Origin of the sequence: Bradyrhizobium sp. UFLA01-814 (assembly GCF_046718885.1) — a bacterium.
Taxonomy (GTDB): domain Bacteria; phylum Pseudomonadota; class Alphaproteobacteria; order Rhizobiales; family Xanthobacteraceae; genus Bradyrhizobium; species Bradyrhizobium elkanii.
The window spans coordinates 1-24,524 of record NZ_JAQOSR010000142.1 but is presented as its reverse complement, the minus strand read 5'-3'; the positions used below and the strand labels follow the sequence as shown (position 1 = coordinate 24,524).

The following is a 24,524-nucleotide window of genomic DNA, read 5'->3' as shown; positions in this document are numbered from 1 at the left end:
TCAATAGATTTGCTGTCCGGCCCGGGCGCAGATCCATCGGCTTTCTGACGCAATTGGAAGGCCCCTCGATTCAGCACTGCGGCATGGACGTCGCGCCGGGTGATATCGTCATCGACAAGCTCGACGTCACGCATCAGCGTACCGGCGCCAACCATCGCTATGGTGGGATGTCGCTCACCGAGGATGATATGAGTGCAACGCTGGCAACTGTCGTTGGAGCTGACTTTCCGGCAAAGCTGACAACCCGCGTAGTTCGGCCCCGCCCGGAGTTGATGTCGCGCCTGTTGAAGATGCACCAAACCGTCGGCGAGTTAGCCCGTAGGACGCCGGACGCTCTGGAATCGCCGGAGCTACGTCGCGGGTTCGAACAACAAATGTCTCATCTGATGGTTCGATGCCTTGCCGAGGGCGCCGGCATCGAGATCACCGCTGGCAGGCAGCGTCACGATGCGATTATTGCGCGGCTCGAGAATTATCTGGCTGAAAACCCGGACCGTGCCATCTATCTGACCGAACTCTGCGCTGCGACCGGCGTTTCCGAGCGGACGCTGCGATTGGCTTGCGAAGAACATCTCGGCATGGCTCCGATCCGCTATCTCACGATGCGAAGAATGTATCTGGTCCGGCGCGCGCTGCTGCGTGCTGACGCCTCCAAGGCCACCGTTACCCATATCGTGACCAACTACGGGTTCTGGGAGCTCGGGCGCTTCTCGGTCGCCTATCGCACGCTCTTTGGAGAGTTACCGTCGGAAACACTGCGACGGCCCGCGCAGGATCCCCATGTCCATCTCATGCGTCCCACAACACTGCCAGTCGAAGTCATCGTGGGTCGGCTTCACTAGTCGCTGCATTTGCTTTACCCGATCGCGCAAATCGACCGGCCGATTTGCGTCGGCGCAGCTTACGACCGAAATATCCTTCTGCACTCTTTGACGCGCCCTATTGTCTCATGGCGCCGGAATTGCATAGTCGCCCCCCATCGATTGCCTGATGGTGCCTCATCGACGGGCCCCACGAGCATCAAATGGTCGCAAGAGCCATCCGCCCGTCCGATGGGACAACGGGACATGGCTGAACGCTCCATTTCAAGGTTTGACGATCCCGGAGCCTACGAAGCCGGATTCGGCGATATCAGTGTCAATCTCACGATAACTGGCCCCGGGGATTTCGAAGCGGAGCTGCTGCGGCTGAAACTGGACCATCTCGTCATCATGCGGCTGCGCGAATCGCTACCGCGCATTGCCTGCATTTCGCTCGCAGCCGACAGGGTCCTTTTGTCCTTTCCAGTTGGCCGGGTGAGCCTGGAATGCGACGGGTTTACCTTCCAAAGCGGCCAGGTGGCCTTTCATGGGCTCGGCCAGCGGATGCATCAGCGATCGGTCGGCAAATGCCAATGGGGTTTGATATCCTTGTCCATGGAGCAGTTTGCAAAGAGTGTTGCGGCATTGACCGGCGAGCCAATCCTGCCGCCGCGCTCCACCAGACTACTCCACCCTTCCGGCGCGGACTTGTCCCGCTTTCAGCACCTATTCCAACATGCCTGTCACCTGGCAGCTCCTGCAAACAAGCTGATTGGGCGGCCCGAGGTGGCAAGGGCGCTCGAACAGGACATGATTCATGCCGTGATCCATTGCCTCACTGGAGACAGGACGGAAAGGAGATCCAGGACACGCTCCAACCACACAGCCTTGATGGCCCGCTTCGAAGCAGCGCTGCGCAAATCCGTCGACCGGAAGATCGCGTTGCCCGATCTTTGTGCCGAAATCGGCGTGCCCGAACGCACATTGCGGATGTGCTGTCACGAATTTCTCGGCGTCAGCCCAATGCGATACCTCCTGTTGCGCAGGCTGAACAAGACCCGCGCCGCGCTACGGCGCGCCGATGCCTCCACTGCAAGCGTCTCCAGCATTGCGCGGGAGCATCAATTCTTAGAGCTCGGGCGCTTTGCTGCGACGTACCGTGCAGCTTTCGGAGAGACGCCGCTGACGACGCTTCAGCGCAAGGCTTAGCTGTGTTCGGGACAGGTGCTCGACGACAGCAAGGTGGAGCGCGAGGACAAGTTGTCAGAGATGGACGAGGATGAAGCTGACATGGCAACGTTGAACGTTGGCCGCGGACAGGGGCGAGACCTTGATTCATGCGCGCCGGACCATGCTGAAAAAGGCAGAGTTGACCAGCCGCATGTTTCTGCCGATTTTGCATAGGCGGCCGGTTTCAGGGTGTCTACGGTCTGCACTTACGAACGTGCCGGAAGCCCCCGGCTGATCGCAAGGAGAACGAGATGCGCAACAAGAACGGCGTGCAAATTTGCATGGCATTGCTGGCGGCGACGTTACTGCTCGACACCGGGACTGCGCGGGCTCAGAGCGCGCCCAACGGACAACTGAAGACGATTGGCGCGCCCTCGGCTGCACATGCTCAAATCGTGCCATCGCTCATCGTTCTCAATTCCCGTAGCGCAACACTGCAAGGCGACAGCCTCGTGCTGACCGGCGTCATGCCGAACTCGATCATATTCGCAGACCGGCCCGTGCGCGCCGCCGGCCATCAGCTCACGGCTGACATTATCGCCGACTGGGGCACGGGTAAGGACAGCTTTGCCAGCGATCCTCCAAACGCGACTGTTTCGGCTTTCAACACCAAGGACGGCTCCGTCAAGGATGCCGTGGTCGTCCTTAAAAATCCGAAGCTGGATGGGGACAAGCTCGTCTTCGCGGTCCAGACCCTTGAGGGCGATCTAAACGGTGCCGACGGCGCAGCCTCGATATTCATCGATATTATCGGCCGCCCCTTTACACCGCTTTCCTTTGCGGGCGTCGCGCGGCGCACTGCATACCGGGGCGCGATGTATGCAGGAGCCGCGGCAGTCGGAGCTGCCGCCGCCGGAGCCGCCTACTACGCCCGGCCCTATTGCGGCTACTATCCCTATCCTCCTTGCTATTGAACACGTCTCGTGCCGGGCGGCAGGTAGCTGCCGCCCGTTCCGCATCGACCCTTGCAGCGGCCCTGGTCGAACAAGTGCAGTACCTGTATCTCCCGCTCGTCCCGTCCTCAGCGTCATGGCGCTAGCGGCACGCGCGTCACGGAGCGCCAGCGTGATTGCCGCCGCCCACCGCATGCGGCTGCCGAAATGGCGCGATTTTGGTAACCGATCGTCGTGCGCGTGACTTGCTCGACGCCGACAATTCGGCTCGAGGCTGGCAGCAACATGGATTTTCTCGCGTCGGAAGCGTGGATCACAGACTGGCTGTGGGGACTCCCCTTGATCGTCCTTGCATCCGTCATCCACGTCATCGGTCTCGGAGCGATTGAACTTGGCGTTGAGCGAAGCTTGAAGCGTGCGAAAAGAGTTCGCGGTCGTCTGGCTACGTTTGTTGCGGTGGTCGGAGCGACCGTGCTGTCGGCCACCGCCTTGCACGCCATAGGGGCAGCTTTCTGGGCAGGAGCCTACCTCTGGCTCAGCGCTCTTCCAGACGAGCGCTCGGCGATGCTGTATTCAATTGGTGCGATGACGACCTTCGGCCATGCAAGCCTCCATCTTTCCGACCGTTGGCAGATGTTGGGGGCGCTCGAAGCTCTCAACGGCATGCTGCTGTTTGGGCTGACCACGGCCTTCCTCTACGCCACCATACGCAACGTTCACGCTGCCATGTTGGGCACGCGGGCTTACCCTGCAGAGGGCGTCGAAGAAATGCGAGCGGCCGATCCGGTTGGCCCTTCGCGTCAGTCCTGGTCCTGAACGCGAACGGCCATTTTCTGTGCATGAGTGGACTTAGCCGCGAGCGGCTGAAACAGCCAGGCGGCTCCCCTCCCGAGGTAGGGCGATCGCATATGGCGGCGAAAGCCTTGGCGCTGCTGTTTCCACGTTCGTCATGGCCGGGCTTGTCCGGGCCATGACGTCTTTCTCACGTGGAAACCAAGACGTGGATTCCCGGCACAAGGCAGGGCATGACGAGTTTGTGGAGAGATAGAGCGCATATGCTCGTCCTGCCTCCTGAGCTAGAATGGGAAAATCGCACTGGTCTACCGGAGGCGCTTCACGCGATCGCCCGGTTACGTCTCTCGCCGAGATTCGTGCTTCTGCACCGGCGCTTACCGTTCGTCTTGGCGACGGTGCAGTTGGATCACGAAATCATTCGGCTACGCCGGCCCACTTGAGGGCCGGCATGAGTTCGAGTTTTCTCAAGTGACCTTCTTGGCGGCCGGAACCGTCCATGTGCCGTTGATGATCGACGGGTCGGTTTCCTGCGGCCAATACATGCGCAGCATGAGGATGAAGTCTCCCTCAGGTGCGGGAAGCCAGTTTGCCTCCTTGTCTTTGCCCGGGGAGTCCTTCTGGATGTAGAGATCGGTTGAGCCGTCCGGATTTTGCTTGAGGTTTTCCCGCGCACTGATCGAATATCGGTTGAGCGGATTGTTCACGAAGAAGTAGCCGCTGTCGTACATCGTGAGCGACCAGAATCCCTCGGCCGGAGGCAGGTGGCCTTTGGGAAACCGCATGACGTACCTGTTCGCACCATTGTACTTGCGATCATCCGCATCCTTTTGCGAGGTCGGGTAGACCGCATCCTGCGGACGATTGGCGCCAAGCCCGATCGCGGTCACCAGGGCCCGCATCAGGTAATCGGTGCCGTAGATGCCGGTTTTCGTCGTGAACGCAAAGCCGTTCTCGTCCTTGATGGCCTTGTTGACCTTGAACTGAAGCATGATCCTGTCGAACGACACTTCCGGGACGCGCTTCAGGAAGTCCGCCTTCAGCTTGGTTTCGTCAAAGTCCTGCCCGGGGACGATGCCGATGCGGACGAATTTGGCAAGCTGGGGCGCATCTGCGGCCGACGGCGGATTGGTCTTCATCAGTTCGCACAGCAGCTTGAAGTACGACACCGCGTCCATGCGATTGACCTGTTCGCGGACTGCCGTCTTCATGTCGATCGACGGATCGACCTTACCCGGAGGCGGCGTGTACGGCTTGCCATAGGCGCTGAGCGGAACGAGCTTGCACTCATCCTGCAGCTTGTGGACAGCCGCGTAGTCTTCCGGCGTGCCGGTGCAATAGATGCGGCCGAGCAACCACACGATATTGGTCGACGACTTGTACTCCTTCATGCCATCCGGCAGCGTGCCTTTCCAGCCAGGTCCGGTGATCGCGTATGTCTGGGCGCCGGTGCCCGTGGTGCGCTTTCCCGGCACCTGAAACACCGTCGTCCAGCCGTCCAGCATCGGCATGAGGAAGTAACGCCCCTTCATGTCCGGGATGCTGAGGACCCACGGCTCCTTCCCGACATCGAAAAAGGACGTCGTGTAGAGGGTGTCCGCGTTCGGCGCCGTGACATCCCTGAACGAGGCGTCCGGATAGTGACGCAGCTTGATGATCTGCCCCATCGGCGCCTTCGTTCCCATGGGTTCGGCGACGTTGGTGAGCACCCGGCGGGTCATCTCCATCGTCACCAACGGATAGCCGAATATGTAGGCGTCGCTCGCGAGCCAGAAATCCTCCAGGCCTTGCCCCACGCCAAAGAAGGAATCCTGCGCAAGGGCTGATCGTGTTGCAGCCGCTCCTGCCAGCAGGCCCATGCCTCCCAGCGCAAGGTTACGACGAGTGATGTCCATTTTTTTCTCCTAGGTACCTGATTGAAACGACTTCAAACGATTGGCGAGTGGGGCGACAACGACATAACTTCCAAGATGCTACCGCAGAAATTCTGCGCTTCGTCAGCGCGAGCTCTGGGTCAATCGCTTTTGCATCAAATGCTCCTTGCCATGTTGAGCGGGCTGGCATACCGGCCACTTTTCATCTGCTTGCCAATTTACGGAGAACTCTACGGCCCGCTATGCAAATTCGGCAAGCACGAGCTTTGGTCGTGGACCAACGGACGCTGGATCGGCTTCGGTGCGACCGCGAGGGACTTTTCCCAGCACGCTACCAACGGTGTCCGCGCCTTTGCCGAAACTGCATAGCAGAACCGGGAAAATTTGCGCTAACAACTTCCATTGCGCGCGCCGACGCCTGAGGGAACGGCGGCGCACTTAGCCGGTTCGCCAGGAAAGCATTCAATGGAGATTGATACTCCGTCAACCGCGCACCAGTCGCAGATCATTTCGCATGAGACCGTGCGGGCGCGCCCTTCGCTGCATGAGCTCACACGTCATAAGCAAAGCCAATGTCGGTTCGTGGTGTCGAATGGGGCTTGATATCCCTGTCACTCCGAGCAACTCGCAGACAGCGATATGGCATTGACCGGACAGTGGATCGTCTCGCCCTGCGGCAGGTTACTCCGTCCCTTGGGCGCCGACCTTTCCCGCATCAAACGCCTCCTCGAGCAAGGCTGCCATCTGGCGGCCCCGGAAACAAACACATCGAGCAACCTGAGGCGGCACCAGCGCTCGAACAGCTTCATGCCGTAATCCATTGCCTGACCCGCGACGGAAGGGAATACAATTCCGAGACAAGACACGGCTGCGTCAGAGAAGCGCCGTTGACGACGCTACAACGCAAGGCTTAGCTTTAGTCGGAGAATCACTCGATGACCGCCATCAAACTACCGGCCTGGCTTCGTATCGTGATGGTGAGCGGCGCATTGCTGCTGGCGATTGGCGCGGGGCTGTTTGCCTATTTCTGGTACATCCGACCGGTCACGTTGACCGCCGCGGTTGGATCGCTTGATGGTGAACCCGATAAGGTCTTGTCCGCCATCGCCGGTCGCCTGACCGCCGTGTCAGCGCCAGTGAGGCTCCGGGTTGTCAGACAACCGAGCGCGCTCGAGGCCGCCAATGCCTTTTCATCCGGCAAGGCCGACCTCGCGGTCGTCCGTGGCGACATTGGTGACCTGTCGCAAGCCCAAGCAGTCCTCGTGCTTGCGCACGCGGTCGTGCTGATTGTGGCTCCTCCCGGTTCGCCGCTGACCGACATGGCGAGCCTGAAAGGCCGCCGCGTTGGCGTGGTCGGCGGAGAGATCAACAGAGCCGTCGTCAACGCACTGCGTCAGCAATATGATCTCGACCGCGCAAACGTGAAATTCAGGGATGTCTCGTTGCTTGAGGCACGCCAGGCAGTCGACTCCACAAGCGTCGATGCGCTCCTGCTCGTCATCCCCCTGACCGCAAAATACCTCTCACTCGCGCGCAGCCTCTTCCCGCAAAACCCGAAATCCCAGCCGGTGCTCATTCCCGTTGAAGCGGCCGGCGCGATTGCGGAAAGTCATCGCGCCTACGAAAGCTTCGACGTGCCGAAAGGCACGCTCCGCGGTTCGCCCGCAGTCCCGGATGACGACCTGACGACACTGCGGGTGTCTTTCTACCTGGTCGCGCAGAAAAAGCTCAATTCCGACACCATAGCCGACCTGACAAGATCGCTTCTCGCCGCACGCCGGGACCTCATCGGCGAACTGCCGATCCTTGCGGAGGTCACCGCCCCTGATACGGATCCGGACGCCTTCCTGCCGGTTCACCCGGGTGCGGCGGAATACTTCAACGGCACCCAAGAAAGCTTTTTGGACGAATGGAGCAATGCGATCTACCTGACTCCGATGATCCTTGGCGGACTGGCTTCGGTCCTCGCCGCAGCCTGGAGGTTTGTCGGCTTGCGGACGTCGAAACCTGATGAAGCAGCGCTCGACGCGCTCTATGCCCTGGCTCGACGGGTTCGCAAGGCCCAGCACGAGGATGAATTATCCGACATTGAGGACCGGATTGATGACATCCTGAGCGATCAGCGGCTCAAGATCGCGAGCGGGGACGAAGGTGCGACCGATATGGCCACGTTGAACGTTGCCGCGAACAGGGTCGAAGGTCTCATTCATGGCCGCCGAGCCACGCTGAAACCGTCTTAATAGGACGGTGGTTGAGGCTATCGGCTCCGGGATAGCCGCGGCAAAAGGCGATACATGAATTGCTCTGATCGGATTCAGTGAGCAAATGGCTGGTCCTATCCAAGCAAACTTACGCAGCCGCTATAGCTCGTCTCATCCCGAAGACTTCGGGGAGCACTGGTCGAGATCGGTGGCGCGAGAGTTGGCGTCACTTCAGGACACCGCGCTTTGCAATTTTCCAACCGCGACGTTGGGCTGACGCCACGGTCAACGCCGATGCAGCAGGTCCGAATGCTTCCGCTAAGCGTTTGAGACGGACTCTCGCCGAATGCCCTTTTATACTCGACAGAAAAGCGCCCTAGCTCACTGAAGCCCCAAGCGATTGCAACATTGGTAACGGTGATCAGCTTGCGGTCGCCCGCCAGAAGGACCTTCCTGGCGTGTAGCAATCGTAGCATGCGAAGACGCCGGCAGGGCGGGACGCCGTGGATCTCGTTGAATGCATTGCGCAGCGTCCGCTCACTCACCATTAGGGCACGACATATAGCCGCAACAGACAGCGGTTGATGAGGGCGGCTCAAAGCGAACCTCTCCGCTCGCCCAACCACATCGCTACGGGACTCTCGCTGTTGCGAGGGTATCATTTCCCGAATGGGCACAAGCCGGTGATGCTCGGACATTCAACAAATCTCGCGTGCGAAGTACGCTGCTGCTATCGGCTCAGACGCCTTCCAAGGCACACCCGTGCTCCCTGAACGTCAAACAAGTCGCTCCCTTCAGGAGCCTGATAATCTCACTAGACCTTTCGCGCCAATTCAGGTCACGCGTCTTGCCATTTCGCGCCAATCGTCTGGAATACTTCAGCGGTCGATCACGCACGGTCCCGTGCGATGACACGTCCGCTCAGCTTCCGAGCACGTTGCTTCCGCCTGTAAACAACGGGTTGAACTTTCATCAGACGCGCGAAAGTACGACTGAAGCTGCTTGCGTTGGAGTATCCGAGGAGTTTAGCGATATCCGACAGGCGCTTGCTTGAGTCCGCGAGCAAATGGCAAGCGGCGTTCAGACGAACCTCGGCGAGCAGTTTGCTGTGACTTGTGCCCATTCGGCCGAGATGACGCTGCAACGTCCGCGAACTGACCTTGAGTGCGCGGGCCGTACTATCGAGAGTCGCGTCACCTCGTTGCAGCGATGCGACAATGGCCGCGCGGATCGCCCCCGATGAAGGTAATGGGATAGCTCTCATCGGTTGATGTGAGGCGTGAAGCCCCCCCCTGCGCCCCTCAAGAAAAAACCGCTGTTACAAGGCTGCAGGCGTTTCCGGCCCGAATCTGGCCATCAGCCGCCAAAATTTACGTCAAAAGAAAATAAAGTCAGGGCGACCTCTCGCAAGACCTGGCATTACGCGTCAAAGACAGTGCAAGAAAATCAGCGGCCTGCTAGTCTGCGACGCTGCAAATTTTTTGGCAGGTAATAATGACCTTCATTCCGCGACTCACTTTCAGTTTCTTATGCCGTTAGCCGAGCGTCATTCAGAACGGCCTCGCCGCATCGCTTCTCGCGGAAGTTTCAACTGTTTGCGGATGAAGAGGCGAATCACTACGTGCCGCTGTTGCCGTCGTTTGCTTTGAGACGGCGGCCCAGGAAAAGTAGGGTTCGTCAGAAATTGCCTTTCGATAAGCTCGACGGCTTTCTTCCAACCGTTGTCGTGCGCACGACATATTGCGAAGGCAAAGGAACAGGCTTCATAGCCGCAGCGCGAAAGGCTGAACTTCATTCCGTTCAGGTTGTAGCCTTGATTTTATCTAAATTTATGCACCGAGTTGTTGGCCGTCTGGCCATCAGACGCCAAAAACCGACAAGAACCGCATCGAAAGAGCGGCCTTGCTGCTCGACGAACCATATCGCTGCGGTGCGAAAACGGTGCATGCCGGGAGGGGGACGGCGAATTCTCCCATTCTTGCCGGCGACGCAAACGCCCGGGCCCAGCGAAATTCGGGCGGACGGACAGCATCAATTTTACGATCGAGGGGCGGCCCGGTGGCAAATATTCATTTGACCCGCTGCCAGTTCCTCATTCCCTTCGCTGATATCCTTAGCGATATCGGCGCATCAACGGGTTCGTTTCTGGAAAGATCTCGTCTTCCGGCATCGCTGGAAGAAAAGGCCAATCACTACGTTCCGATCCTGCAGGTAATCGACTTCGCGGAAATCGCCCGGAGATCGCAAGGCATTACGGATTTCGGATTCCACGCTTCTCGACGTCTGCACTATTGTCACCTGAGTGAGAAAACCCGGACTCTGATCGGCCATGCCCCGACGCTGTTGGTCGCGCTGCGGCAGGCTTGCAAATGGGCGTCGATCGAGGACTCGAACTTGAGCAACTGGATCGAGCGCTACGACGATCACGTGAGGTTTTGCAGCAGACTCACTGGAACAAAAGGGCTCCTGCATCTCGAGCATTCACAGTGGCTTCAGAATGTTTTCCCTATATACATGGTCCAGCAGTTCGCCGGGCCGGACTGGGCCCCGGCAACAATGGCCTTTGAAGCCCGCTATACGCCGAGCCCTGCGTGTCAATCAATCTGGCCAAACACGCGCTTCCTGTCCGGTCAGGACTCATCATGGATCGATATTCCAATCTCGCTCCTCAGCCTCCCAAATCGCGCAAAGGAGAAAATAGTTTCTTCGCAAGACGATGAGGCCGGCCCATCAGGTCATGATATTATCGCAACTCTCAAGTTGATGTTGCCGTCTTATCTGGATGAAAGACTTCCAGCCCTCGCTGAAATCGCGGAGATGGCTGGCGCGAGCAAGAGGAGCTTGCAACGCAAGCTCGCGTACGCCGGCCTTACATACTCGGATCTGATCGATACCATCCGATTCGAGAATGCCAGGAAGCTTTTGCGCGACACGGATTTCAAGATCATAGAAATCGCATTCTCCTCCGGCTACACTGATCCGGCACATTTTACCCGCGCCTTCCGCCGAATTGCCGGTGCCACACCTCGGCAATTTCGGGAGCAATCGCGACTATGATCGACAATCATCGCATCGTCGCGGCATCGCCGACCTATCTCGATCGGCGCGGCCCACCTGCAACGCCTGAAGATCTCGCGAGCCACGACTGCCTGCTCTACAACAGGAGCGCGCAGGTGTATTGGCGGCTGGTGCATGGCGACGGGCGCGCGGTCGAGGTCGAAGCGTCGTCACGGCTGCGCAGCGACAATGGCGAGGCGGCGCATGACTGGACGCTCGACGGCGCCGGACTGATCATGAAGAGCTGGGTCGATGTCGCGCCAGACCTCGCATCGGGACGGCTTGTGCGCGTGCTGCCCGAATGGCGCAGCGATCCCGCACCGGTCTGCGCGCTGTTCTCACAAAACCGCCAGATGCCGACCCGTGTCCGGCTCTTCCTCAATGCCCTCTCGAAGCGAATGATTACACTTTCAGACTGACAAGTTCTTGTGGCCTCAAGTTAACCGATCCTGCCAGTTGGCGGCCATTCTCGCCGCACTCGGAGCGATCCTGCACTCAACAAGAGCAGCGCACCTTCCCCGGCGAGTTTACAACGCCACCAAGTTAGCGAAGGATCCGCTTTCGTAGAGAGACGGCGCGCGACGCTCGCCATGAACGTCCGACGCAGAATATGGTCGCGTTTTACGTCAATGCATGCGTCGCGAGCGGGAATAGAGGATCCTGTCGTTTGAACCCACCCTTCGAGCCAGTCTAAAGTGAAGCAAATATGTCGATGACTTTACCGGCCAAGGCCGTTCCGAGATCGGCGTTGTTCTCTGCGGTGAAGTGGATACCGTCGACGCCATCGGTCGAGATCACGCTTCCCGCGTCGAAGAACTCGACCTTCATGAAGTTCGCCAGCGCCTTGTATTGCGATGCAAGGGCAAGTGTCTTCTCGCGGCCACCTTCGAACATGCCCTCGAACCAGGGATCGGGCAGCGCGGCCAGCGGCGGCGGCGCCACCAGCAATGCCTTTGGCGCCGGATAGACCGTGCCCACCCCGCCGGCCGACGTCAGCACCTGGGCCACCAGCTTCGACATGCCGACGGCGATCTCGTAGGGCGTGCGATGGTAGTAGCTCTTGGTATCGTTGGTCCCGAGCATGATGATGACGAGGTCGAGCGGGAGATGGCTTGCCAGCGCCGATGGCAGATAGGCTGCGCCGTTCAACCGCGGATCGACGGGATCGTCAATCGACGTCGTGCGCGCGCTCAGCCCCTCCTCGATGATCTCATAGTCAGCGCCGAGCTTGGCAGCCATGACGCCGGTCCAGCGTTCGCGGTACGGAAAGCGGGTCGTGGGGGACCCTTCCCGGACCGCGAGCCATCCCCAGGTCAGGGAATCGCCAAAGCACAGAACACGTCGCGTCATCGCTACCTCACTCAGTTGGATTTGGAACGTATGCCGTAGAAGATCGCGGCGAACAGGATGATCAGACCCTGCACGATGAGCTTGCCGGGCTCCTGCACACCCATCGTGGTCATGACCGCGAACAGCAGCGTGAAGCAGAGGACGCCGACGAACGGCCCCCACACTTCCGCAGGACGGCCGAACACCACGCCGCCAAGGATCGTCGCGGCGATCGAGTTCATGACCAGCTCCGGTCCGAACCTGACACTGCCGACGGCGATCGAGGATGTCTGAACGAGCGCGGCCACCGCCGCCATGAGTCCGAAGATCGTGTGCGCAACGATCGCCGTTCGCTCGACTGGCACGCCGGAGAAATGCGCCGAGACCGGGTTGCTGCCGATCGACCGCACGAAGCGTCCGAAGATCGAGGTGCCGAGGAAGGCGCTCATGATGCCGGTCAGCAGGACCCAGAAGATCACCGGTGCGGGGATCGTCCAGAAGCGCGCATTGTAGAGATCCCTGAACGAGCTCGGGACGTCGCCCGGCGGTTTGCCGTTGGCGAGATACTCGACCATCCCGATCAGGACGATGTTGACCGCAAGCGTGACGATGACGGCCGATGCCCGGCGCTTGCCGACGAGAAGCCCGTTCAGGAGCCCCACAGCCAGTCCCACGCCCAGGCAGAGAATGACGACGGACGCGATCGGCAACCGGTAAAGCAGCCCGGAAGAGATCAGATAGTTGATGAGCAGGATGATGCCGCCAGCCGACAGATCGATCGATCGCGAGGAGATGACGAGCACCTGGCCAAGCACAACGATTCCAAGCGGCACGACCTGACGGGCGAAGGTGCCGAGGATCCCGACATTCATCAGATTCGGCCGCAACACCCAGAGCGTGACAAGCAACACCACGAACACCACGTACGAGGGCGGTATCCGCAGCGCGGCCTGGATCGGATGCGAGCGTGAGGACATGTCTACAGGCCGATGTTCTTGCGAGGCTGAAGCGAGATCACGACAAGCAAGATCAGGCCTTTTACAACGGTCTGGATGAACGCCGACACGTTGAGGAGATTCATGCCGTTCGCGATCAGGGCGAGCAGCGCGCAGCCGATCACCGTGCCATGCAGGCTTCCGATGCCGCCGGCGAGCTGCGTTCCGCCCAACGCCACGGCTGTGATCGAGTCCACGGCATATTGCGTACCGATGTTGGGGTCACCGGATGCAATCCTTCCGGCGAGAAAGATGCCGGCCGCAGCGGCAAAGCAGGCGCTGAGCACATAGGCTGCGAGGAGGTTGCGCTGCTCGGAGATTCCGAAGGTGCCCGCCGTCTCGCCGCCGCCGATCGCGAACAAATGCAATCCGAACCGGGAGCCATGCACAATCTTCCAGGCGAGCGCGCATCCGACGATAGTCCAGATCACGGGCATGTAGATGCCCAACAACTGACCGCTGACGAGAGAGACGATCTCGGGTGCAATGGTGCCGCCGGCGGATGGCCGCACGAACATGGTCACGCCTTGCGTGATCCCCATGATCGACAAAGTCGCAATGATCGGATGAACCCTGAAGCGGGTCACCGCGATGCCGTTGGCCAGTCCGACCATGACGGCCGCCAGCATGGCGGCCGGCACCGTCAGGTAGACGGGTGCATTGAGCGACAGGATTCCCGTCGTCAGGCTAACGACCGAGCCGACGGACAGATCGAGTCCCTTGACCAGGATCACGATCATCTGGCCGATGCTAACCAGAATCAGCGGCACTGCCTGTGCGACCAGGTTGAGGATGTTCTGCCAGCTCGCGAAGTCGGCGGTCGAGACCGCGAGGCCGGCGCAGCAGGTCATCGCCACGAGCAGCGGGACAGTCCACAGCCCGTAGCGCGAGTTGGAGCGAAGCAGAATGAGACCAACCTTCGTCATTTAGGCCCTTGTCGATCTAACGATGCAATGCGGCTTCGAGGATTGCGTGCTCGGTAGCCTCCTCCGCAGGCATCTCCGCCACCACATGCCGGTCGTGAATGACATAGAGCCGGTCACACAAGCCGATCAGCTCCAGCGTTTCCCGCGACAGGACGATGACCGCGCCACCCTCGTTGGCGTAGTGCCGAAGCAGCTTGTAGATCTCAGCCTTGGCGCCGACATCGACGCCGCGCGTGGGCTCTTCGATCAGGAGAATGTCTGCCCCGAGCGCGAGATAGCGGCCGAGCAGCACCTTCTGCTGATTGCCGCCCGATAGCGTGCCGACCGGCGTGGTCAGCTTCGCTGCCTTGATGGACAGGCTCTTGATCGAGTTCGCGATCACGTCGCGATGGGCACTGGCCGGCTTCAACTCGAAATGCCGGCTATGCAGGCCGATGGTCAGGTTGTGCGCCAGCGACAAGTCGAGGAACAGACCTTCGAGCTTCCTGTCCTCCGGCACGAAGCTGACGCCGAACGCCTGCAGCACGCGTATCCCGTCGTCCTCCGAGAGCGGCAGCGCAAGCTCCGTTCCGCGGACCCGAACCCTGCCCTCATGCGCCGCGTATTGCCCGACCAGCGACCTCACGAGCTCGCGCTGCCCCTGTCCCTCGAGGCCGGCCAGGGCGACGATCTCGCCGCGGTGAAGAACGATCGAGCAAAGCGGCGCGCCCGGCGTCAGGCGAAGCCCGTCGATCGACAGGACGATCTCGCTATTCCTCTGCGCGGATCTCGGCGGAAACAATTCGGCCAGCTCCCGGCCGACCATCATCGCGATCAACTCCTTTGGCGTAATCGCCGAGACGGCGACGGTGTCGACGTTTCGTCCGTCCTTCAAGACTGTGATCGTGTCGCAGACCTTGAAGATCTCCTCCATCCGATGGGAAATATAGACGACCGCCTTCTGTGCCTTCCTGAGCGCGAGGATCTGCGCGTTGAGGACGTCGACGTCGGCCGCATTGAGCGCGGCGGTAGGTTCATCGAGGATGACAATATCGGCGCGTGCCGAGATGCCGCGGGCGATCTCGACGAACTGCCGCTCGGCGATCGACAGATTTCCAACCAGCGTGGCGGGATCGAGCTCGAGGCCGAGGCCGCGCAGCGTGTCGCGCGCGTTCTGCTCCATCAGCAGCTTGTCGACCCGCCCGAGCCTAGTGAGCGGCTCCTTGCCGAGATACATGTTCTCGGCAATCGAGAGATTGGACAGCAGCGAATGCTCCTGGAAGACCGTCGAGACACCGGCATCGAGCGCCTCGCGCGGCGAGGAGAAGCGCACGACCTCGCCGTTCTTCCGGACCACGCCGCTGTCCGGCTGAACGACGCCAGCCAGGATTTTCATCAGCGTGGATTTCCCCGCTCCGTTCTCGCCCATCAGGGCATGGACGGAGCCGGGCATGAGCTGGAAGTCGACATTCTCGAGCGCGGCAATGCCGCCGAAGGTTTTCGAGATCGATGCCATCTGGACAAGCGGCTGCACTGTCATGGCTTGAACCGTTGCTCTGGTGAAGGAAGCGCCGCGCCGGCGCGCGCGTGCCCATGCGCCGGCGCGGCCGCGGCTCAGCTCAGTGCTTGCCGTAGTATTTCTGCAGATCCTGCTCGGTCAGGCTGGTCGGAAACCAGACGTTCGCGGTCAGATCCTTGCGATAGTGCTTCTTGGCCGTTTCGAGGTCCCAGCCCGCAGGCTCGTAGATGTACCGCTTGTGGAGCGACTTGCCCTCCAGCAGCGCGACGGCGGCGCGCACACCGGCAGCTCCCTGCTCAGGACCGTATTCCGGAGAGATCGAGGGAAAGCCGAGTTCGATCCACCGCGCGAAGAAGCCGTTGTTGCCTTCGCCGGTGATCGGCGGAATCTTCGCGCCATATTGCTGGAAAACGTCGACGCAGGCGCGGGTCATGTCCGCGCCCGATGACCAGATTCCATCGACCTGCGGATTGTTCAGATAGAATGTCTCGCACACCTGCTTGCCGACGTCGTACTGCCACTTGCCGGCGTCTTCCGCGACGATCTTGATGTCGGTCCCCTTGATCGCCTCCAATAATCCCTTGTAGCGGTTGATGTCTTCCGGATGCGCGGGAAGCCCTCTCAAGACCCAGATCTTGCCCTTTCCGCCAAGCTGCTTGACGAGAAAGTCTCCCATCACCTTTCCGAAGTGGACACCACCGCCCTGGATGTCGACGGTGTATTTGTCGGTCTCCGTCAGGCCCGTATGCACGATGACCGGAATGCCCGCCGCGACGGCCTTTTCGATGCCGGCATCGGCCGAGGTCGGCGTCAGCGGCGTCACGATGATCGCATCGACCTTCTGCGCGATCAGGTCTTCGATGTCGGCGACCTGCTTGGCCTGACTGATGTTGGCATCGAGCAGGATGAATTGGCCGACTCGCTTGTCGAGTTTCGCGGCAGCTTCGGCGTCGTGCGCCATCTGCACGGTCCAGGTATTGGCATTGACGCCGAAATGGCTCATGCCGATCTTCCACGGAGCATTCTTCTTGAACTGGTTCGGAGCCGTCATCCGCTCATCGCCGGGGCGCGGCGCAACGCCCTGCATGAGATTGACCTCTTCGGCGCTTGCCGCGCCGGCGCCGAGCCAGATCGCGGCCATCAACGCCATCAACCCGAGGCCGAGCGTCTTCAATCCCTGATGCATCAAATCCTCCCTTCACCGCACGTGACGTGCCGAGTTCTTTTGCTTTCGAGAGGAGAGTGCGCAGTCCGCCGCGCGCCCGCCGCGGCTCTGCGGCGTACGTGGTTGCTGCACGTCAATGGATTGATCGGCTCTCCTGACGAAGAGCGCGCGCCAACGGCGTCCTTACCTCCCAAGGCCGGCGATACCGCCGACGATGCCAAGATGCACATGCACCTCTTACCGTGTCAATAGTTATTCAGATTGAATGATCAATTGGAAACTTGCAGTCTGGGTAACGGACGACCAATGATGCGCACGAAAAAAGCGCGAGGATTCAGAACGATGCCTATGCGTTCGGTTCTTTGTTTCGGCGACTCCAATACCCACGGCCAGATTCCGGGTCGCGGTCCCCTTGAGCGTTATGACCGGCATACGAGATGGCCGGGCGTGCTTCAGGGCGAGCTCGGCCCCGCCTGGTACGTGATCGAAGAAGGCCTGAGCGGACGAACCACCGTTCATGACGATCCGATCGAGGGTGCGCACAAGAATGGGCGGACTTATCTACGTCCCTGCGTGCAAAGCCACACGGTGCTCGACCTCGTGATCATCATGCTCGGCACCAACGATCTCAAGGTGCGCTTCAACAAGCCGGCCTCGGAGGTCGCGATGGGAATCGGCTGCCTGATCTACGACCTCAGGGAGCTGGCGTCGGGCCCCGGCGGCAGCGTGCCCGAGATCATGATCGTCACCCCTCCTCCGATCCTTGACGATGTGAAGGAATGGAAATCGATCTTCGCCGGTGCCTCGGAGAAGTCGCGGCAGCTGGCGCTGGAATTCGAAATCATGGCAGATTCCCTCGGGGTGCATTTTTTCAATGCCGGCGCGGTGTGCCAGTGCGATGAGGCCGACGGCTTTCATTTGAACGCGGATGCGCATCGCGCGCTTGGCATGGCATTGGCGCAGGAGATCGAGGCAATCGGCTGGCCAGATCTGGAGCAAAAGGGATGAAGAACCCGCACGCGGTTCTTCCGACATGAGGAGCACTCCCTTTGCCTGACATGCGATTTGCGCCCCCGAACCCGCTGCGGATCGCAGATCGGGCGACTGGCCTCAACGCGCCGACTGTGCGCAGCTATAACGAGCGCCTGGTGCTGTCGCTGTTGCTGCAGAACACGGGAATCTCGCGCCTCGAGATCGGCGAGAAGACGGGACTCTCGGCGCAGACAGTGTCCGTCATCGTGCGCTCGCTGGAGCAGGAAGGTCTGGTCTCGAAGGGTGAAGCCCAGCGCGGGCGTGTCGGACCGCCCACGATTCCGTTGTCGCTCAATCCAAAGGGAGCTTTCTCGGTCGGCGTGAGCTTCGGTGAAAGCGCCGTGAATGTCGCGCTCGTCGACTTCGTCGGATCGGTTCAATATCACGCGGCGCATCCTTACTCGACCCTGCAGGAATCGTCCGACGGGCTTGCCGCCAGCATCGAACAGGGGCTTCTGACCCTTCCACCAGCGAGCCGTGCCCGCGTTGCCGGAATCGGACTGGCCGTGCCGGACGATGCACATGCAAGCCAGCACGTCAGGGAGTTGCTCGGCCGCGATCTCGCGGATGTCCAGGCCGGCATCGAGCGCAAGCTCGAGCTCTCGGTCTACATCCAGAACGACATCACCGCGGCCGCCGGCGGCGAGAGTCTGTTTGGCACCGCGCGATCCCTGTCGGATTTCCTGTTCTTCTATCTCGGATCGCAGCTGCACAGTCGGTTAATCCTGAACTATCAGATCCACAGCGGCAAAGCCGACCTCGGCCATGACCTGGGCTTGTCGCGGCTGCGGGACGAATTGAACGCGCATCAGCTTTCGCTTGATGACATCGGGTCGGGCGCTTTGTCCGGAGCCGTCGAGGAGTTTTATGCGCGATGGCGGCGCGACTGCTGCCGGCAGATCGCGGGATCGGTGCAGTCGCTGTTGAGCTTCGTGAGCTTCAAATCCGTCCTCATCTCGAGCTACGCACCGGCGAGGCTCGGACAAAGCCTGATCGCCGACCTCCGGGACGAACTGCCCGAGGTGGATTTCCTTTTGGGCAGCAACTCCATCGCGCCGAAAGCCGTGGGCGCAGCCAGCCTGCCATATCACTCCCGCTTCATGGTTCAGTAAATTGGTCAACCTGGCTGCTCCGTTCCGCTGGCTTTACTTCGGTTCTGCCGTGATCCAGGCTACCCATCTGAGCTCAGAGTACTGAACGTCGGGCCAGACTCCCGGGGCGCCTCTCAGGATGAGAGGCTTAATCACCCTCCACCGCTCCCTGCACCATAATGCGGGCATGAGTAACATTCCGGGGTGTCCCGAAGTAGTTCTCCTAGTCAACGCTGCTGGTTGTCCGTTCCCAACACATTCGCGCCTTCAACTCTTGCGCTGGCTTCATCCTCAGCTGCTATTCGCCGTTTCCTCAATCAAAAAGGCGTCGGGCTAGTTCGTAGATAAGCCTTCAGTCAGTAGCCGGCGCAGTTTCTTGCTGCGCTCGCATCAAATTCGTCCCGTCTGTCAAAGCACACCGTCATCGATGTAAAGGAACCGCATATGTCCAAAAAGAGGGCTTGCGGTTATTCTGCCGCAAGCCTCGGTCGACCAAGGACCAGTCTGGGAGAAGCTCTGCGCGGGTCGCGATAGCGGGGGTCATCCGGTATCGCTCATTCCACTCCGGCAACTTGTAAACGTGAGCGGAGTGGTTTTTATCGACGTAAACCCGCGCGATGACCTTAAAGCGCATCCCCTATTTATGGATCACCGGAGCCTTCGGCGCCTGCGGTGCATCGAAGGACCAGATCTTGTAGCTGAGGGACGCGTAGACTGTCGTGCCCTGTTGTGCCGACCCGACAAGGGGAGTAGCACCGACGACGTGGGTGCTGACCTCCTTGAGGCCCCAGACATTAAGCACCACGGGTCCGAAGTCATAGCTCACTCGCGCTCCGACGGCCCAGATGTCATATGACCGGGTGTTAATGGCGCTCTTGTAGAACGGGCTTGATTCATCACTCGTCACCTGACCGACGTAGTAACCAACAGCACCCAAGGTCCATTTGTCGAAACTCTTTGCAGCGGTGAACTCGGCATGGAGAAGGTCACCGCTTCGATAATCTGTGAGGCTGTTTCGAGTATTGATTTCTCCGAAAACCCAAGCCGTGAAATTCCAGCCACCCTTCAGATAGGACACGACAAACTCTGGCTGGAAGGTCCACCACGGATTTCCAATGCTCCGTATACCGTTTGGTCCGGAGATCGTACCGTCGGGCACCCACATGCCCAAGCCTGTCTTCACGAAGAAGCCGCTATCGCCAAGCTTCCAGCTTAGTTCGCCCGGAACAATATAGGTGTTGTGCATGCCGACCAATTGTTGATTGATTGGCGCAGACAAAGAAGTGGAGGCGGCAGGCTGCACAATGACGGCATTGTACTTCGCCCCCAGAAATTCCCACCCAGGGGCGATGATAAAACCTACGCCCGCCCCCTCCGTGCGGAGCTGCGTTGGGGCTCCGTTGACCTGGGGCGCAGTCGGACCGACAAGATGGGCCGAGTACGACACGAACTGATCAAACATGTAAATGCCGGGCGGTGGCGTGCCTGCCGTTCCTGCCCCGAGCGTTAGCCCAGGTTTTTGCGCCCAGCCCGCGTAGCCGAGTTCGTAAGCTCTCGCATTGCTTGAGGCGGCTGATGCCAACAGCATCGCAGTCAACGTCACAATTCGTCTAAGTTTCATTTCCCCCTCCGAGTAGTTTAGTTCAGTCGCGTCGCCACTCTGGCGTCCGATCTCGCCTCCGAAATCGAATTCGAGAAATAGAAAGGCGGAATTTCGACCCAGTCGAATTGCGCCCTTGCTTGATCGACGTTTTCAACTCATGCCAAAGTCGAGCCTGAGGACGTCCAACATCTCCATTGTTTCCTTCCGTTTTCTACTTGTCGTTATGCAGCGTCGGCGACACCTGGTCGGGCAACTGGCGGCGCAAGGCCTCCAGTGACATGAAGCAGGAGACCGGCAGTGTCGGCCGGGATGGCGTCACCGCGCCACGCGACGTACTGATCCGGACGTATCAGCGCGAAGCGAGCGCCATACCGCTCGCGAAGGCGCGCATCGGACGGCGCGATCATCTTGAGCGGCACCCTTCGCACCTCAGCTTCCGCGGCGAGACGAGTAGCCTCGCCTTCGTCGCCGTCGGCGATCAAAAGAGTGAATCCGGTACCGAAATGGTCGTAGAGCGACGAGCCATCGGCCAGCCACAGATGAGGCGCGAGACAGCCAGGATGCGCCGACGGGACATAGAGCATGAAATGCTCTGCAGGCGGCTCACTGCCATCTGCGACGATGACGCTTGAGTTCGCGTATCGGGCTCCCAACACGAGCCCGAGCGTTTTGAACTCGCGGACTTTCGTTGCCATAATGATTTCGCCAACTTCGCGTCGCGTCGCATCCCCGATGGGGCCAACCTCCTCGAGGAGGGGACGAACAAGCTGGTTGCCCACGGTCCCGTAGTTGATTGTGGCTTCCGCGATTGTGCGCAGATGAACCGGGCGTCGCTCCTGTTCGTAGGATTTGAGCAAGTCTGGCCCAGCCCAGCCGCGGAGAGTCGCCGCGAGCTTCCATCCCAGATCGACGGCGTCGCCGATTCCCATGTTCATGCCAAACCCGCCGAACGGGGGGTGCAGGTGGCAGGCATCTCCAGCGAGGAAAATGCGCCCTCGCATGTATAGGTCGGCAACGAGTTGATGTGCCATCCATGCATCGGTGCCAACGATCTCGATCTCGAGATCGGCAAGACCGGTTCCCCTACGGATTAGTTCGACAGGATCAATCGCCGCGAGATTGGGATCCTCGCCGAGCTTGGTCGCCATGAAGAACCAGAGGCCAGCTTGATCCATCGGTCCCAACAGCGACGGCACGTCTTCATTGACCATCCAGTACATGATCGCCGCCCCATGCCGATGGCGGCTTGCGAGCGACGGAGCGCGGAAGATGATGCTATAGTTCGGCGACGCGGCGCCGTCTCCGATCATCTTAGCGCCAATCGCTTCGCGCACGTGGCTGCGTGCCCCATCAGCGCCGACTAGGTAGGCGCCTTCAGTCTCCCACTCTTCGTTTGATGTCATGTGGCGGAAGCGCGCGCGAACACCGCCTTCAGATTGCGCGAAATCGATGAGCTGTGTCTCGAACAACAGGTCGACGCAACTTAGGGACGTTGCATGCCGACGGAGAACTTCTTCGAGGACATACTGTGGGACCCACTGGGCCTCCTCGGAATAAAGATTGTTCCTTTCCCGAGCCCCGTTGAAAGCATTTTCGAACCGTGCGAGTTGCGGGCCGTTCATTCGTGTGGCGAAGACGACGCTTGGCGGATAGTCTGGAGGAATGGGTGAAGCCTCGCGCAGGGTATTGGCGATCCCCCAGCGGCGGAGGTGCCCTCTTGTCCTCACGTTAGTCGTTTTCGCGCGCGGGCTGTAGCCGACGCGATCGTTCTTCTCGACGACCAAACAGCGAATGCCGCGCTGCCCAAGCTCGATGGCACAAGAGAGCCCAACGGGGCCTGCTCCCACGACGATTACGTCGAAGCTCTCGCAGTCAGACATTGCTCGCTTCATGTAACCGGCTTCCCCTCCCTCAGTCGGCGTCGTTTTCTCGCACCGCACGGGCCGCACAACGCACCTTGATCGCTGTAGATACGTCTCGACATCGATCCCAAGAAGATGGCAGGTTGATCGCAGCGATAACCAATCGGTATCAGACGATGAAACTCCATCAGCTTCGAAATATTGTGGCGATTGCCGAACAGGGGAGTCTGCGCGCCGCGGCGCGCCATCTTGCTCTGGCCCAGCCAGCGTTGACGCGCAGTCTTGGTGAGTTGGAACGCGAACTCGGAGCGGCGCTGTTCGAACGGCAATCCCGCGGCATGGTGCTCACTCCGATCGGTCAAACTTTCATCAACCGGGCGACGTCGGTGCTGAACGACGTCCGCCGCGCGCGAGAGGAGGTCGACCAGTTGCGCAAGAGCGAAGGAGGCGGCGTCGTTGCCGGCCTCTCAATCGCGGCTCATATTGCGATGCTTCCGAAGGCCATTGGCCCGTTCAAGACCCGATTTCCGACAACGCACCTTCACATCATCGAAGGGTTCTATCCCACGCTGGAAAGCGGCTTGCGTAACGGGTCGATTGATTTCTACATCGGCCCGAAACCTGATACGCCAGTGCTGCCAGAATTCGTACGGCAGGAACTTTTTCGGAATACGCGCACGGTCCTTTGTCGCAAAGGGCATCCGCTGGCCGGCGCACGGTCGATGAAGGAGCTTGCCGGCGCAGAATGGGCGACGACATCCATCACGCTGCGGGCCGCAGAAGAGTTGAGCGAGTTGTTCGAGAATCTGAGGCTTCCACCGCCCAAGCTGATGTTACGAAGCCAATCTGCGTTGTCGCTGATCGTGTCGCTCGCCTACAGCGATCTGCTCGCGATGGTGCCCAAACAGTGGGTCGAGTTCGCGCCGACGGCGGATGTGCTTAGCACCATCGCCGTTAAGGAAGTGCTGCCCGCTCCGCCGATCGTGCTAATCAGGCGCTCGAGCGTGCCACTCACGCCCGCTTCGGCGCGCGGGTGCCGCGAATGCGCCCGGGCCGAATACGCAGATCGCTGTCGCCCACGGTCATGGCCGGCCCTCGAAAACCGTAACGGCACCTATAGTGCCGAAAACATGATTGAATCTTCTGGGGAATATCTCGGGCGCGGCACGCGCCCCGACCGACCGGCACGCCGAAACCCAAGCCATGCCAATGGCTTGCGGTTCGACAGGCGAGCCCCTTTTATCTCGCCTTCCTAATCGGGCGTTGTAAGCGTCCGAATCCTGCACGACTTTCCGAGAGTGCGTTGTCGTTCCATATCGGGTTCCTTGCTGCATTGGAGGATCTCCGGTGGGTACGGAATATTTCAAGAACGAAGCGCGTCGTTCTTTTTGGTCGGTACACGTTGAAGCGTGGCGGCGAAGCGGTCTCAGCAAGCGCAAATACTGTCGTCAGCATCGTCTCAGTGGCGGCACATTCGATCGCTGGTTGCGGCATCTGATTGACGCTGAAGCGATGAAAATACGTACGGAATTGCGTCGCGAGGAACGTCGGGAACGGCTCCGCGAGAAGCGGGCTCCAGTGTCGAAGGACCTCCGCTGCAGAGCCGTGCAAGCGTTCTGGGCAATGCACGTTGAAGCGATGAGATGGTGCGGCTTGAGCATGCAAGCGTACCCAGCACGGCCCGTGCGAATGATCGTGCCGTTTGCTCCTGCCGGGACCATGGACATCTCAGCCCGTCTGATCGGTCAGTGGCTTTCCGAACGGCTAGGCCAGCAATTCGTTATTGAGAACCGAGCAGGAGCCAACGGCAACATCGGGACGGAATCCGCCCTCAAAGCTGGTCCTGACGGCTACACGCTCTTGATGGTCGATGCGTCGCCCACCATCAATGCAACTTTGTACGAGAAGCTCACATTCAATTTCGTTCGGGATGCGGCTCCAGTGGCAACGGTCGCGCGCGTGCCGTTCATTCTCGTAGTCCATCCCTCAGTGCCTGCGAAAACGCTCCCTGAATTCATCGCGTACGCGAAGGCCAATCCGGGCAAGATCAACTATGGATCGGCCGGGCGTGGCAATACGCTCCATGTGGCAGCTGAGCTATTCAAGATGTTGGCCGGAGTCGATCTTGTTCACGTGCCTTATAAAGGCGGGGTCCCGCTATTACGGATGCTATCGG

The 24,524-nt window shown here is 60.0% G+C and carries 22 protein-coding genes; 12 read left to right on the top strand and 10 right to left on the bottom strand.

Annotation, left to right across the window (positions count from 1 at the left end; all coding sequences use genetic code 11):
- The 5 genes from PMN64_RS32490 to PMN64_RS32470 form a co-directional block, all read left to right on the top strand.
- Positions 1–842: helix-turn-helix domain-containing protein (locus tag PMN64_RS32490; protein WP_411783643.1), on the top strand; the 842-nt coding region annotated here is incomplete at its 5' end.
- Between the two features lie 225 nt (positions 843–1,067).
- Positions 1,068–2,009, top strand: a complete 942-nt coding sequence (locus PMN64_RS32485) for a helix-turn-helix domain-containing protein (protein WP_411783642.1) — start codon at positions 1,068–1,070, stop codon at positions 2,007–2,009.
- A gap of 15 nt (positions 2,010–2,024) precedes the next feature.
- Positions 2,025–2,204, top strand: a complete 180-nt coding sequence (locus PMN64_RS32480) for a hypothetical protein (RefSeq protein WP_411783641.1) — start codon at positions 2,025–2,027, stop codon at positions 2,202–2,204.
- A gap of 77 nt (positions 2,205–2,281) precedes the next feature.
- The gene (locus tag PMN64_RS32475) at positions 2,282–2,944 is read left to right on the top strand and encodes a hypothetical protein (RefSeq protein WP_411783640.1); all 663 of its coding nucleotides are present in this window, start codon (positions 2,282–2,284) and stop codon (positions 2,942–2,944) included.
- Positions 2,945–3,208: 264 nt separating this feature from the next.
- Complete coding sequence (locus tag PMN64_RS32470) at positions 3,209–3,739, top strand: hypothetical protein (protein ID WP_411783639.1); 531 nt, start codon at positions 3,209–3,211, stop codon at positions 3,737–3,739.
- A 443-nt stretch (positions 3,740–4,182) separates the two neighbouring features.
- Here PMN64_RS32470 and PMN64_RS32465 read toward each other — a convergent pair whose 3' ends face one another.
- Positions 4,183–5,610: a DUF1254 domain-containing protein gene (locus PMN64_RS32465; protein ID WP_411783638.1), complete on the bottom strand. Its 1,428-nt coding sequence runs from the start codon at positions 5,608–5,610 to the stop codon at positions 4,183–4,185.
- A gap of 914 nt (positions 5,611–6,524) precedes the next feature.
- Between PMN64_RS32465 and PMN64_RS32460 the strand changes: the two genes are divergently transcribed.
- Positions 6,525–7,829, top strand: coding sequence for a TAXI family TRAP transporter solute-binding subunit (locus tag PMN64_RS32460; protein WP_411783637.1), 1,305 nt, complete (start codon positions 6,525–6,527; stop codon positions 7,827–7,829).
- A 95-nt stretch (positions 7,830–7,924) separates the two neighbouring features.
- On the opposite strand, the gene PMN64_RS32455 is transcribed toward PMN64_RS32460, so the two are convergent.
- The gene (locus PMN64_RS32455; RefSeq protein WP_411783647.1) at positions 7,925–8,452 is read right to left on the bottom strand and encodes a helix-turn-helix domain-containing protein; all 528 of its coding nucleotides are present in this window, start codon (positions 8,450–8,452) and stop codon (positions 7,925–7,927) included.
- Positions 8,453–8,679: 227 nt separating this feature from the next.
- On the bottom strand, positions 8,680–9,054 hold the full coding sequence (locus PMN64_RS32450; protein WP_411783636.1) for a helix-turn-helix domain-containing protein: 375 nt from the start codon (positions 9,052–9,054) through the stop codon (positions 8,680–8,682).
- A 638-nt stretch (positions 9,055–9,692) separates the two neighbouring features.
- Here PMN64_RS32450 and PMN64_RS32445 point away from each other — a divergent pair.
- Both PMN64_RS32445 and PMN64_RS32440 read left to right on the top strand, forming a co-directional pair.
- Positions 9,693–10,847 (top strand): helix-turn-helix domain-containing protein, encoded by a 1,155-nt coding sequence (locus PMN64_RS32445; protein ID WP_411783635.1) that lies wholly within the window; start codon positions 9,693–9,695, stop codon positions 10,845–10,847.
- A complete protein-coding gene (locus PMN64_RS32440) occupies positions 10,844–11,266 on the top strand; it encodes a substrate binding domain-containing protein (RefSeq protein ID WP_411783634.1) in 423 nt (140 codons plus the stop codon). Before PMN64_RS32445 ends, PMN64_RS32440 begins: the two co-directional genes overlap by 4 nt.
- 271 nt (positions 11,267–11,537) lie before the next feature.
- Here PMN64_RS32440 and PMN64_RS32435 read toward each other — a convergent pair whose 3' ends face one another.
- From PMN64_RS32435 to PMN64_RS32415, 5 genes are all read right to left on the bottom strand, one after another.
- Complete coding sequence (locus tag PMN64_RS32435) at positions 11,538–12,197, bottom strand: SGNH/GDSL hydrolase family protein (protein ID WP_411783633.1); 660 nt, start codon at positions 12,195–12,197, stop codon at positions 11,538–11,540.
- A gap of 11 nt (positions 12,198–12,208) precedes the next feature.
- Positions 12,209–13,153 (bottom strand): ABC transporter permease, encoded by a 945-nt coding sequence (locus PMN64_RS32430; RefSeq protein WP_411783632.1) that lies wholly within the window; start codon positions 13,151–13,153, stop codon positions 12,209–12,211.
- 2 nt (positions 13,154–13,155) lie between these two features.
- Positions 13,156–14,097 carry an ABC transporter permease gene (locus PMN64_RS32425; protein ID WP_411783631.1) on the bottom strand — a complete coding sequence of 314 codons (942 nt, stop codon included), beginning with the start codon at positions 14,095–14,097 and terminating at the stop codon, positions 13,156–13,158.
- 16 nt (positions 14,098–14,113) lie between these two features.
- On the bottom strand, positions 14,114–15,610 hold the full coding sequence (locus tag PMN64_RS32420; protein WP_411783646.1) for a sugar ABC transporter ATP-binding protein: 1,497 nt from the start codon (positions 15,608–15,610) through the stop codon (positions 14,114–14,116).
- 85 nt (positions 15,611–15,695) lie between these two features.
- Complete coding sequence (locus PMN64_RS32415) at positions 15,696–16,781, bottom strand: substrate-binding domain-containing protein (protein ID WP_411783630.1); 1,086 nt, start codon at positions 16,779–16,781, stop codon at positions 15,696–15,698.
- A 327-nt stretch (positions 16,782–17,108) separates the two neighbouring features.
- Between PMN64_RS32415 and PMN64_RS32410 the strand changes: the two genes are divergently transcribed.
- Positions 17,109–17,768: an SGNH/GDSL hydrolase family protein gene (locus tag PMN64_RS32410; RefSeq protein WP_411783645.1), complete on the top strand. Its 660-nt coding sequence runs from the start codon at positions 17,109–17,111 to the stop codon at positions 17,766–17,768.
- Between the two features lie 50 nt (positions 17,769–17,818).
- A complete protein-coding gene (locus PMN64_RS32405) occupies positions 17,819–18,904 on the top strand; it encodes an ROK family transcriptional regulator (RefSeq protein WP_411783644.1) in 1,086 nt (361 codons plus the stop codon).
- A 616-nt stretch (positions 18,905–19,520) separates the two neighbouring features.
- Here the strand turns inward: PMN64_RS32405 and PMN64_RS32400 are convergent.
- The gene (locus tag PMN64_RS32400) at positions 19,521–20,504 is read right to left on the bottom strand and encodes a transporter (protein WP_411783629.1); all 984 of its coding nucleotides are present in this window, start codon (positions 20,502–20,504) and stop codon (positions 19,521–19,523) included.
- 203 nt (positions 20,505–20,707) lie between these two features.
- The gene (locus tag PMN64_RS32395) at positions 20,708–22,378 is read right to left on the bottom strand and encodes an FAD-dependent oxidoreductase (RefSeq protein ID WP_411783628.1); all 1,671 of its coding nucleotides are present in this window, start codon (positions 22,376–22,378) and stop codon (positions 20,708–20,710) included.
- Positions 22,379–22,524: 146 nt separating this feature from the next.
- Here PMN64_RS32395 and PMN64_RS32390 point away from each other — a divergent pair, with 146 nt between their 5' ends.
- Positions 22,525–23,604 (top strand): LysR substrate-binding domain-containing protein, encoded by a 1,080-nt coding sequence (locus tag PMN64_RS32390; RefSeq protein ID WP_411783627.1) that lies wholly within the window; start codon positions 22,525–22,527, stop codon positions 23,602–23,604.
- Positions 23,605–23,695: 91 nt separating this feature from the next.
- Positions 23,696–24,524: IS66 family insertion sequence element accessory protein TnpA (gene tnpA, locus PMN64_RS32385; protein ID WP_411783626.1), on the top strand; the 829-nt coding region annotated here is incomplete at its 3' end.

Bases quoted from the DNA above. Each gene is read 5' to 3' on its own strand.
- PMN64_RS32465 (WP_411783638.1), bottom strand. From the start codon at position 5,610: ATGGACATCACTCGTCGTAACCTTGCGCTGGGAGGCATGGGCCTGCTG.
- PMN64_RS32460 (WP_411783637.1), top strand. From the start codon at position 6,525: ATGACCGCCATCAAACTACCGGCCTGGCTTCGTATCGTGATGGTGAGC.
- PMN64_RS32475 (WP_411783640.1), top strand. From the start codon at position 2,282: ATGCGCAACAAGAACGGCGTGCAAATTTGCATGGCATTGCTGGCGGCG.
- PMN64_RS32425 (WP_411783631.1), bottom strand. From the start codon at position 14,097: ATGACGAAGGTTGGTCTCATTCTGCTTCGCTCCAACTCGCGCTACGGG.
- PMN64_RS32485 (WP_411783642.1), top strand. From the start codon at position 1,068: ATGGCTGAACGCTCCATTTCAAGGTTTGACGATCCCGGAGCCTACGAA.
- PMN64_RS32435 (WP_411783633.1), bottom strand. From the start codon at position 12,197: ATGACGCGACGTGTTCTGTGCTTTGGCGATTCCCTGACCTGGGGATGG.
- PMN64_RS32430 (WP_411783632.1), bottom strand. From the start codon at position 13,153: ATGTCCTCACGCTCGCATCCGATCCAGGCCGCGCTGCGGATACCGCCC.
- PMN64_RS32405 (WP_411783644.1), top strand. From the start codon at position 17,819: ATGCGATTTGCGCCCCCGAACCCGCTGCGGATCGCAGATCGGGCGACT.
- PMN64_RS32450 (WP_411783636.1), bottom strand. From the start codon at position 9,054: ATGAGAGCTATCCCATTACCTTCATCGGGGGCGATCCGCGCGGCCATT.
- PMN64_RS32440 (WP_411783634.1), top strand. From the start codon at position 10,844: ATGATCGACAATCATCGCATCGTCGCGGCATCGCCGACCTATCTCGAT.
- PMN64_RS32395 (WP_411783628.1), bottom strand. From the start codon at position 22,378: ATGAAGCGAGCAATGTCTGACTGCGAGAGCTTCGACGTAATCGTCGTG.
- PMN64_RS32415 (WP_411783630.1), bottom strand. From the start codon at position 16,781: ATGCATCAGGGATTGAAGACGCTCGGCCTCGGGTTGATGGCGTTGATG.
- PMN64_RS32410 (WP_411783645.1), top strand. From the start codon at position 17,109: ATGCGTTCGGTTCTTTGTTTCGGCGACTCCAATACCCACGGCCAGATT.
- PMN64_RS32400 (WP_411783629.1), bottom strand. From the start codon at position 20,504: ATGAAACTTAGACGAATTGTGACGTTGACTGCGATGCTGTTGGCATCA.
- PMN64_RS32470 (WP_411783639.1), top strand. From the start codon at position 3,209: ATGGATTTTCTCGCGTCGGAAGCGTGGATCACAGACTGGCTGTGGGGA.
- PMN64_RS32455 (WP_411783647.1), bottom strand. From the start codon at position 8,452: ATGATACCCTCGCAACAGCGAGAGTCCCGTAGCGATGTGGTTGGGCGA.
- PMN64_RS32390 (WP_411783627.1), top strand. From the start codon at position 22,525: ATGAAACTCCATCAGCTTCGAAATATTGTGGCGATTGCCGAACAGGGG.